Source organism: Peterkaempfera griseoplana (assembly GCF_001418575.1).
In the GTDB taxonomy this organism is placed as follows: Bacteria; Actinomycetota; Actinomycetes; order Streptomycetales; family Streptomycetaceae; genus Peterkaempfera; species Peterkaempfera griseoplana.
Genome location: NZ_LIQR01000632.1, coordinates 1 through 3,179 on the forward strand (window position 1 = coordinate 1; position 3,179 = coordinate 3,179).

6 protein-coding genes are annotated in these 3,179 nt (G+C 75.7%); all 6 read left to right on the forward strand.

Annotation, left to right across the window (positions count from 1 at the left end):
- Positions 1–89: 89 nt before the first annotated feature.
- Positions 90–611, forward strand: coding sequence for a hypothetical protein (locus tag AOK09_RS34405; protein ID WP_055591136.1), 522 nt, complete (start codon positions 90–92; stop codon positions 609–611).
- Positions 612–622: 11 nt separating this feature from the next.
- Positions 623–1,072: a hypothetical protein gene (locus AOK09_RS34410; protein ID WP_055591137.1), complete on the forward strand. Its 450-nt coding sequence runs from the start codon at positions 623–625 to the stop codon at positions 1,070–1,072.
- 1 nt (position 1,073) lies between these two features.
- The gene (locus tag AOK09_RS34415; RefSeq protein WP_055591138.1) at positions 1,074–1,853 is read left to right on the forward strand and encodes a hypothetical protein; all 780 of its coding nucleotides are present in this window, start codon (positions 1,074–1,076) and stop codon (positions 1,851–1,853) included.
- A gap of 19 nt (positions 1,854–1,872) precedes the next feature.
- Positions 1,873–2,553, forward strand: coding sequence for a nuclease-related domain-containing protein (locus AOK09_RS34420; protein WP_055591139.1), 681 nt, complete (start codon positions 1,873–1,875; stop codon positions 2,551–2,553).
- Positions 2,554–2,586: 33 nt separating this feature from the next.
- Positions 2,587–2,886 carry a hypothetical protein gene (locus tag AOK09_RS34425; protein ID WP_055591140.1) on the forward strand — a complete coding sequence of 100 codons (300 nt, stop codon included), beginning with the start codon at positions 2,587–2,589 and terminating at the stop codon, positions 2,884–2,886.
- Between the two features lie 81 nt (positions 2,887–2,967).
- The coding region (locus tag AOK09_RS34430; RefSeq protein WP_157876155.1) for a hypothetical protein at positions 2,968–3,179 on the forward strand (212 nt) is incomplete at its 3' end.

Genomic DNA, 3,179 nt, shown 5'->3' on the forward strand with positions numbered 1-3,179 from the left:
CACGCCAGTCAGGCAGACGCGCCCCGGCTCCCGCCGCGTCGCGTCTGCCTGACTGGCGTGAGCCGCTGAAGCCGACTACAGCGGAGCTTTTGGCCGCGACCTCCCAGCCCGACGAGCCCGGGGTCGAGGAGCAGCCGGCCCCGGATCTGCGGAAGCCCGAGCCGGAACGCGAGGCCGGGGTGGGGGAGGACAGCTCGACGCCCGGGCCCGACTCCGACGCGGACTCGCCGGTGCGCTGGTGGCAGCGGAAGCCCCTCGCGTGGGACCCGCCAGCTGCTCCCCTCGTCATGCGGTGGCGCGCACCGGCCCCCGACCTCACCCGCCGACGCCGGCACCTGCTCTACAACGGCGCAGCCGCGGCCGTCGGCTGGTGGTCGGGCCTTGGCCCCTGGTGCCAGCACCTCATCGCCGACTTCGGCCACGGTTCGGTGCGCGACGGCCTGACCTGTGGCGCGCTCTGCCTCTTCGCTGCCCTCCCCATCGACCTGCGCACCCACGCGTGGCGCGGCGCCGGCTACCCGCTGGTGCGCGCGCTCGGCTGGGTCGGCCGCATCCCGCTCGCCACCGCGGTCGTCGCCGTCGCCCTCTATGGCCCCGACGCGGTTCTCTGAAAGGCACCCACATGATCACCGCAGCTGCCCCGGCCACCAGCGGGCACCTCGGCGGGCACATCCTCGGCACTCTCGGCGCCAGCGGCGCCGCCCTGGCCGTGACCGTGATCCTCGTCATCGGCATCCGCGGCAGAGGGAAGATCCGGCTGAGCCAGCATCAGGCCGCGCTGCTGGGCCTGGTCGCGGGCACGCTGTACGCCACGGCGCAGCAGATCTGGTCCGCTCCGGGGTCGGTCGCGGCCGGGCTGGCCGAGGCGGTCCGCGGGGGAGTCGGCGGCAACGTCGGCGCGGGGGCGATCGCCCTGGTCCTGTCCGTGATCCTCTACGGGGCGAAGCTGCGGGCCGGGTGGGCCGCCGCGCTGGGCATCGGCGCCGCGAGCATCTACGCCGCGGCGGGCGGCATCTGGTCCATCGCGAGCACCGCCCTGGCCTCGGGGCTCAACCATGTCCTGGGGGTCTGACGTGGCTGTCGACCTGACCAAGGGCGTGGGGGAGCAGCGGTCGGGGCTGCGCGCGGTCGTGGGGTCCCTGCGGTTGTACCTCCCGGACCGGGTCACGGTGCGGATGGTCGGCGCGGGGTCGCTCGTTCTGGCTCGCCTCGTGTGGTCCCGGCTTCCGGCGCCTGCGGGGCTGCGGGGGTTCTTCCAGCGGCTGGCGATCGTCGGGGCGGGCGGCTACGTCGTGATGTGCGTCCAGGAGCAGACGACGCCGTTCGCGCTGCCGGTCGCCGGGGCCGCCTGGGTCCTGGCGGCGCTGGCCGTCGCCCCGGGCAGCCACCCGGCCGAGGCGCCCGCCGAAGCCGCCCCGCAGACCCCCGCCGAGTCCCCCGCGGGGACATTCGAGGAGCCGCCGCTCGTGGCCCTCGTGCGGGACCTGATCGGCGACGGCACCGGGGTGCACCTCCAGGAGCTCTACCCGGCCATGCGCGAGGCCTTCCCGGGCCTCGCCCAGGCCGCCGACGAGGACCTCCGCCAGCTGCTCGCCGAGTACCACATTCGGGTGGCCCGGACGGTGCGCTCCCGGGGCGTCGCCGGGCGCTCCGGCGTCCGCCCCGACGGCCTCCCCTCCCCCACTCCGCCCAGGCCGCTCTCCGCGCCGCTCTCCGCCCACGGAGACGCAGGTCAGCACCCGGTCGGAGAGCAGCCGGAGAGCCCGCGGAGAGGGGCCGGAGAGCCCCTTCCGGACGGCGTCACCATCTCCCCGGACCCTGCCCGGACCTATCACCGCGTCACCCGACGCTGACCCCACCGAGAGGCACACCGTGCACGACAACCAGCCGGGCCGCTCCGCCCGCGAGCAGGCCGCCCGACTCCGCCGCCGGTCCGGCCACGTCCTCGCGTGGGTCGCCGGCGGCGCGGCGCTCGGCTACAGCCTCGCCCCGGTGCTCACCCTGCCCGGCCTGGCGGTTGGGGCGCTGCTCGGCTACTGGCAGCTCGGCCGCGCCGGCGACCCGGCTGCGGCCGGCCGGTGGGAGGCCGGCGCGGAGGGCGAGGAGGCGACGGCCGCGCTGCTGGCTCCGCTGACCTGGCAGGGGTGGACGGTGCTGCACGACCGGGCTGTGCCCGGGTCCCGGGCGAACCTGGACCACCTCCTGGTGGGGCCGCTGGGGCAGGTCGTGCTCATCGACTCCAAGCGCTGGACGCAGCGCGGAGGCGCGACGGTCCGTACCGTCCGCGGGCGTTTGCACTGCGGGCCGTCGGATCGGCATGGGGCGGTGGAGACGGTGGCGTGGGAGGCGCAGCGGGTCGCCGCTGTCCTCGGCGTGCCGGTCACCGCGGTGGTGGTCGTCCACGGGCCGCGGGTGGTGGGTGCGCCGTTGCGCGTGGGCCCGGTCACCGTCGTCGGCCCGGCCACGTTGCTGCCCGCTGTCTGCGCCGCGTCCGGTGTCCGCTCGCCGGGGCTGGCCCTGCGTGCGACCGCCGAGTTCCCGCCGTACCGCTGACCTCTCCCGCACCGAATTGGAAGAAGACCCGAAGTGGCCACCAACTTTCGGGCCATCGCCGATGCCCTCGACCGGGCCGCGACCGCCATGAACCGCGACCGGACCCTCGATCCCGACGGGGCGCTGCGCCTGGAGATCTGGGGCAACCGCGACGCCCGCATGCCGGCCGGTCAGACCAGCGACACCGACGTCTACGACGACGCGGCGGCCGCCATCACGGGCAAGGACGCCGACGCCTGCGGCGAGGACCCGGGCTACATCGGCGACGTGCCGCGCGAGGACGCCATCGGCTACGCGCGGGCCGAGGCCGCGAGGTTCCGCAGCTACCGCTGACCAGACTCCCGGGGCGGCCGCAATCCGCCAAGAGAACGCCGCCCCGGGCCCATCCCGACCGACGAGATGAGAGGACCCATCATGGGCCTGTTCAGCCGTACCACCAACATCGCCTCCGACACTCAGCACCACCTCGACGGTGAGGTGAGCAAGTGGCACAGCATCGCCGAGGGCCGCCGCGCGGCGGCATCCGAGACGGACGACCCGGCCGAGGCGAGGCGGCTGCTGGGCAAGGCGAAGGACGCAGACGGGAACGCGAGGGCCGCCGCCCGTACGGCTCGGCGGGCCCGCCG

Bases quoted from the DNA above. Each gene is read 5' to 3' on its own strand.
- AOK09_RS34410 (WP_055591137.1), top strand. From the start codon at position 623: ATGATCACCGCAGCTGCCCCGGCCACCAGCGGGCACCTCGGCGGGCAC.